Source organism: Natrialba asiatica DSM 12278 (genome assembly GCF_000337555.1).
GTDB classification, from domain to species: Archaea; Halobacteriota; Halobacteria; order Halobacteriales; family Natrialbaceae; genus Natrialba; species Natrialba asiatica.
The window spans coordinates 21,237-27,584 of the sequence record NZ_AOIO01000036.1; the positions used below are offsets into that span (position 1 = coordinate 21,237).

Genomic DNA, 6,348 nt, shown 5'->3' on the forward strand with positions numbered 1-6,348 from the left:
CGGACGAGACTAATGGCACAGTGGACGGCGTTTGCGGGGCTGACCGTCGTCGTCCTCGTGCTCTTGCTCGTTCTTTCTCACCTGACACAGACGTCGTTTTCTTCGAGTTCCGACGCCGATGCTCCTGCAGGCGACACCACCGGAACCGACAACGGACTCGAAGCGTTCGACGCGCCGCGGGCGACCCGCGACGGCGACGCGGACGAGTTCGGGGAGCGGTCGTCCCCTGCTACCGACGAGTCGGACGCAGGTACCCGCCACGACCGCCACGACCGGGCTGGGGCTGACCACGGCGACAGCAACGGCGATGGCAAGGTGGACACGCTCGAGAACGCGGAGCCGCCGACGGGCGACGACGGGTCGAGTTCCCGAGACGATCGGGCCATCCGCACCGACGACGGACGCCCCGGCCACGCTGAACTCGATCCCGACGACCTCTCGACGGGACTGCTCCTGGCGAACGTCGCCGCCTCGCAGGGACTGTTCCTGATCGTTCTCCTCGGAGCGATCCTCTTCACCGCGATTCCGGCGAACGCGCTCGGGATCGAGTTCAGCCTCGCGTATCTCGCGAGCGGCCTGGCGGTGGGGACGGGAGCCGGGATCGTCCTCTACGCGGCGAACGAACTCGGGGCGGCGTTCGCAGAGCGGGTCGGGTTCGACCACGACGAGCAACTCCGATCGATGCTGGCACCCGACTCGACCGGCGGCTGGCTCACGCTGTTGCTGGTCGTGCTTCCGATCATCGCCGCGTTCGAGGAGTTGCTCTTTCGCGGCGCGCTGATCGGCGTCTTCGCGACCGGATTCGACGCGTCGCCGTGGCTGCTCGCAGTCGTTTCATCGGTTGCGTTTGCGCTCGGCCACGGAATGCAGGGATCGGTCGGAGTCGCCGTCACGGGCGCGCTCGGGTTCGTGCTCGCGGCGGTGTTTATCGCCACCGGAAGTCTGCTCGTCGTCGTCGTGGCACACTACCTGATCAACGCCCTCGAGTTCGTCGTCCACGAGGGACTCGAGCTCGAATGGGCGACGCGACGGAGCGTGTCGGATCGGGGATCTGACTAGCCGGGTTACAACTCCTCGAGCGACCGTAACTTCTGCTCGACTGCCGGCGGAAGGGCGCTCGGGCCGTCGCGGATGCGGTGGTCGGGGATCAAAATTGGAGCCGGGTTCTCGGCGAGCGCCGTTCGGACGGTCGTGTGGTCGGACTGGTCGTCGGCGTCGAGCGTCGCGGTGACCTGCGCGAGGGTCTCGACATCGAGCTGGTCGCCGTAGGGAATCTCGCGGACCTGCTCGAGGACCGCCCGCTGGTCCGTGGGGACCGTCAGTGCGACCTGGACGTCATCGAACGCGACGGGATCGAGGCCGTCTAAGTACTCGAAGATGCGGTCGAGAACCGAGTGGTCGGCCTCGGCGTTCGCCTCGGGCGTGTCGGGAACGGAGACGCTCAGCACCCGTCCGCTGGCGGCACCGAGTTGCACGTACCGGTCGAGATACGACGATTCGCGCGCGTAAATACCGGCGTCCGTAGCGTCCTCCATACGCGCCCGTAGGTGACACGGCCTTGAATAGTCGCCGGTCGCACACTAACGTGAGCACCGCCGATGACGCAAGGCTTTTGTACAAAAGAGTACGTTGATGTACAATAATGACTCAGGGTAGGGAGCTCGCGCCGGCGGTGCGGTCCATCCTTACAGCCGCCAGCGAGCGCGACGACACTGCCGAGTGCGACCCTCTTGCGGTCGATGCCCGGTCGCTCACCGACGCGATCGACCGAGCGGAACGAGACGGTCGCGTGCCGGTAATCGCGGAGGTAAAGCCGACGAGTCCGACGAGCGATGGCACTCGCGAGGACGACCCCGTCGAACTCGCCACGGCGATGGTCGAGGGCGGGGCGACGGCGATTTCGGTTCTCACCGAGCCGACCCACTTCGGCGGCTCGGCCGAGGCGCTGACCCGCGTCCGCGAGGCCGTCGACGTTCCGGTCCTTCGGAAGGATTTCGTGCTCGACGAGGCCGGGATGGACGTCGTCGAGGCCGATCTACTCCTGCTGATCGCCCGATTCGTCGGCGTTCGCGAACCGACCGATTCGCGAGCCAGCCGGAACGCGACGCGTCCCGAGGCTGAACTCGACGAACTCGTCACCGCCGCCCGCGACCGCGGCTTCCAGCCGCTCGTCGAGGTCCACGACGAGGCCGAACTCGAAGCCGCACTCGAGGCGGGCGCGGAGATCGTCGGGATCAACAACCGCGATCTCGCCGAACTCGAGGTCGATCTCGACACGTTCGAGTCGGTGGCTCCCCACGTGCCGGACGACGTGACCCTGATCGCCGAGAGCGGAATCTCGGGACCGGCGGACGTTCGCCGGATGCGCGAGGCCGGTGCCGACGCCTTGCTCGTCGGCAGCGCGATCATGGACCACGCCGGCGACACCGACGTTACCGCAAACACGCGAGCGCTGGTGCGAGCGACGGCGGAGACGGAAACGAAGACACGGACACAGACATGAGCAACACCGAATCAGACCACGCAGACGCGTCCGCCGACCGAACCGACCGCGAGCGAACGTTCGGCGACTACGGCGGCCAGTACGTACCGGAGGCACTGATGCCCGCCCTCCAAGAACTCGAGGACGCCTACGAGCGCTACGTCCTCGAGAACGAGGACGGGTTCATGGACGAGTTCAGCGAGCGCATGCGCGACTTCGGCGGACGGCCGACGCCGCTCCAGCGCGCGGACCGGCTCAGCGAGCGCTACGACCGCGAGATCTACCTCAAGCGCGAGGACCTCGTCCACGGGGGCGCACACAAGCTGAACAACGCGCTCGGGCAGGTGCTGCTCGCGAAGTACATGGGCAAAGAGCGGATCATCGCCGAGACGGGGGCGGGCCAGCACGGCACGGCGACCGCGATGGCGGCCGCCCACCTCGACATGCCCTGCGAGATCTACATGGGGCGGACGGACGTGAACCGCCAGCGCCCGAACGTCTACCGGATGCGGATGAACGGCGCGGCGGTCAACCCGGTCGAGGCCGGCAGCGGGACGCTGAAGGAGGCGATCAACGAGACGCTCCGGGACTGGGCGACCACCGTCGAGAACACCCACTACGTCATCGGCTCCGTCGTCGGCCCGCACCCGTTCCCGCGACTGGTGCGGGACTTCCAGTCCGTCATCGGCGCGGAGGCCCGCGAGCAGATCCGGGAGCAGGCGGGGCGACTCCCCGACAGCGTCGTCGCCTGCGCCGGCGGCGGGTCGAACACGATGGGGGCGTTCCACGAGTTCGTGCCGGACGAATCCGTCGACCTCTACGCGGTGGAAGCCGGCGGATCGAGCCTCGACATCGACGAAGCGGCGGGCGTCGCGCCGAACTCGGCGACGCTCTCGACCGGCACCGACGGCGTCCTCCACGGCGCGCTGACGAAGCTCCTCCAGACCGACGACGGGCAGATCGTCGAGTCCCACAGCGTGAGCGCGGGACTGGACTACGCCGGCGTCGGCCCCGAACTCTCGCGGCTCGTCGAGACCGGCCGGGTCACGCCGACGAGCGTGGGCGACGATGCCGCCCTCAACGGCTTCCATCGCCTCTCGAATCTGGAAGGGATCATCCCGGCGCTCGAGTCGAGTCACGCGCTCGGATGCGTAGAGGCGAACCACGAGGAACTCGGCGACCTCGTCGTCGTCAACGTCTCCGGCCGCGGCGACAAGGATCTGGAGACGGTACTCGAGGAGACGGAGAAACGCGACCTCGACGCCGCACCGGACGTGGAGGTGTTCGACGCATGAGCCGCGAGCCGCGAGCGTCTCGGTCCGAGCGAACGGGGAACGAAGTGACCCGTGAACTGCGAACCGACGGCGGCGAGCAACTGGCGGCCACGGACAGCAACATCGAGGCCGCCATCCGCGAGAACCACCCCGCGCTCATCACCTACATCACCGCGGGCGACCCCTCGCTCGAAGACACGAGAGCGTACGTCGAAGCCCTCGACCGCGGCGGCGCGGACCTGATCGAACTCGGACTGCCCTTCTCGGAGCCGACCGCCGAGGGACCGACCATTCAGGCCGCGATCAACCGCGCGTTAGCCGCCGGAACGACCCCCGCGCAGTTCTTCGACCTCGTCGACGACCTCTCGACCGAGGCCCCGCTGCTGGTGATGACCTACTACAACATGATCCTACAGTACGGGCCAAGCGAGGCGGCACGCACCTCGAAAGCTGGCGCGGCGAAGCCGCAGAACAAGCCCGACGTCCGCCCGTTCGTCGAACGCGCGGCCGACGCCGGCCTCTCGGGCATCATCGTCCCCGACCTCCCCGCGGAGGAAGCCGGCCCGCTTCGGGACGCCTGTGACGATCGCGATATCGACCTCGTCTTCATCGTCGCGCCGACGACCGAGGGCGAGCGCCTCGATCGCATCATGTCCCAGGTCTCGGGCTTCGCCTACGTCCAGGCCCGTCTCGGGACCACCGGTGCGCGGGCGGACGTCTCGAACGCGACCCACGACAGCCTAACTCGCCTCGCCGGCTACGACGTACCCAAGGCGGTCGGATTCGGCGTCAGCGAGGGCGACCACGCCGCCGAGATCGTCGCCGCCGGCGCGGACGGCGTCATCGTCGGCAGCGCGCTCGTCGACATCATAGCCGACCACGGCGCAGGCGATGCACCCGCGGCGGCCGAACTCGAGGCCAAGGCGCGCGAACTCAAGCGGGGTGCGCGCCGCGGACGGGAAGAAGCACCGGAACCAGAACAGCCATAACCGCAAGTTTGCTATACACTCGCAATGACTACAGCAGGACTCGACGCGCGACTGAACCGGATCGGTACAGACGACTCGTACGTAATCATCCCGATGGACCACGGCCTCACGATGGGTGCCGTCCAGGGACTCAAAGACATCGAATCGACCATCGACGGCGTCACCCGCGGCGGGGCCGACGCGGTGCTCACGCAGAAGGGGATCGCCCCCCGCGTCCACGAGAACAAGAACGGGAAAGGCTACATCGTCCACCTCAACGGCTCGACGACGATCGGGCCGGACGAGCAGGACAAACGCATGACCGGCACCGTCGAAGAAGCGATCAAAGCCGGGGCCGACGCCGTTTCGTTCCACATCAACGTCGGCTCGAACTACGAACCCGACCAGATGACCCAGCTCGCGGAGGTTACCGAGACGGCGGACCGGTTCGGGATTCCGGTGCTCGCAATGGCCTACGCCCGCGGGCCGGGCGTCGACTCGACGGACGCGGAGTCGCTCGGCCACGCGGTCCGGCTCGCCGAGGAAGTCGGTGCGGACCTCGTCAAGACGGGCTACAGCGGCGACGCCGAGAGCTTCCAGCACGTCGTCGAATCGACGCGCCTGCCGGTGGTCATCGCCGGCGGCTCGCGGGGCACCGACCGCGAGACGGTCGAGATGGTCCGCGGCGTCATGGACGCCGGCGGCTCGGGCGTCTCGATGGGACGATCGATCTTCCAGCACGAGCAACCCGAAGCCATCACCCGCGCCGTCTCCGGCGTCGTCCACGACGACCTCTCGACCGAGGAAGCCCTGACCGAGGCCGGACTGGCGCTCGAAGTCTAAGTTTTCAGGCTGTCCGTACCGACCCCGAGCGGATCGCTCGCCACGAGTTCAGTCACGACCGTACGACCGACCCGGGCGGCGTTCTCGCGCGCCAGGTCGAGACTGGCGGCGTTGCCGTCGAAGCTCTCTTCGACGGTCTCGCCGGGGGCCGGCCGGTCGTAGTTCGCGACCGCGCGAACGCTCAGGTACCGATCGAGCAGGCCGAACCGGTCGAGCGCGGTCGCCGTCGCCGCGTCCTCCATCTGGGTCGTCAGGTACGGCGCGACGCCGTAGGCCTCACAGAGCCACGCGACCTCGCGGGCGTACCGCGGGCCGTGCCAGAACTCGTCGCCGCAGACGGTCGTCCCCCGCTCGACGGTGGGCCCCGCGATCGGCGCGTCACTGAACTCGTACTCGTCCTGGTAGGCGCGAGCGGCCGGATCGGAGTCGAGGGTCGCGTCGGCGGCGGCCTCGAGCGCCGCGTCCACGAGTTCGGTGTCGAGGCGGTGGACGTAATCGCGCGGGCGATACGCGAGGAGGTCGAGGCCGGCGGCGGGATCGGTATCGACGGCAGCACCGACATCCCCGTGCGCATCGCCGCCGTCGGACGCGCCGGTCTGGGTCCGATCCCAGCGATGCTTTCGATCCCAGTCGACGACCGAATCGGCGATCACGACGGAGCCGAGGGCGACCCGCTCGGGCGGCCCGCCGGCGATGCCCGCCGAAACGACGTACGCGGAGTCGAGTTCGAGAGCGGGCGCGGCGAGCAGCGCCGTCACGGTCGTCGCCGCGTCGCTCTTGC

At 68.4% G+C, this 6,348-nt stretch carries 7 protein-coding genes; 5 read left to right on the top strand and 2 right to left on the bottom strand.

Going from position 1 to position 6,348, the window contains the following annotated elements:
• Positions 1-12 precede the first annotated feature (12 nt).
• Positions 13-1,059 carry a CPBP family intramembrane glutamic endopeptidase gene (locus C481_RS16245; protein ID WP_006110388.1) on the top strand — a complete coding sequence of 349 codons (1,047 nt, stop codon included), beginning with the start codon at positions 13-15 and terminating at the stop codon, positions 1,057-1,059.
• Positions 1,060-1,064: 5 nt separating this feature from the next.
• On the opposite strand, the gene C481_RS16250 is transcribed toward C481_RS16245, so the two are convergent.
• Positions 1,065-1,535: an MGMT family protein gene (locus C481_RS16250; protein WP_006110389.1), complete on the bottom strand. Its 471-nt coding sequence runs from the start codon at positions 1,533-1,535 to the stop codon at positions 1,065-1,067.
• 107 nt (positions 1,536-1,642) lie between these two features.
• On the opposite strand from C481_RS16250, the gene trpC reads away from it, so the two are divergent.
• The 4 genes from trpC to C481_RS16270 are packed head-to-tail and all read left to right on the top strand — an operon-like array spanning position 1,643 to position 5,567.
• Positions 1,643-2,503: an indole-3-glycerol phosphate synthase gene (trpC, locus tag C481_RS16255; protein WP_006110391.1), complete on the top strand. Its 861-nt coding sequence runs from the start codon at positions 1,643-1,645 to the stop codon at positions 2,501-2,503.
• A complete protein-coding gene (gene trpB, locus C481_RS16260; protein ID WP_006110392.1) occupies positions 2,500-3,777 on the top strand; it encodes a tryptophan synthase subunit beta in 1,278 nt (425 codons plus the stop codon). The genes trpC and trpB overlap by 4 nt, the downstream gene beginning before the upstream one ends.
• On the top strand, positions 3,774-4,745 hold the full coding sequence (gene trpA / locus C481_RS16265) for a tryptophan synthase subunit alpha (RefSeq protein ID WP_006110393.1): 972 nt from the start codon (positions 3,774-3,776) through the stop codon (positions 4,743-4,745). Before trpB ends, trpA begins: the two co-directional genes overlap by 4 nt.
• 24 nt (positions 4,746-4,769) lie before the next feature.
• Positions 4,770-5,567 carry a 2-amino-3,7-dideoxy-D-threo-hept-6-ulosonate synthase gene (locus C481_RS16270; protein ID WP_006110394.1) on the top strand — a complete coding sequence of 266 codons (798 nt, stop codon included), beginning with the start codon at positions 4,770-4,772 and terminating at the stop codon, positions 5,565-5,567.
• Here the strand turns inward: C481_RS16270 and C481_RS16275 are convergent.
• Positions 5,564-6,348, bottom strand: a 785-nt coding sequence (locus tag C481_RS16275; protein WP_006110395.1) for a phosphorylase family protein, incomplete at its 5' end; no start/stop codon positions are given. The two genes, C481_RS16270 and C481_RS16275, sit on opposite strands and share 4 nt — an antisense overlap.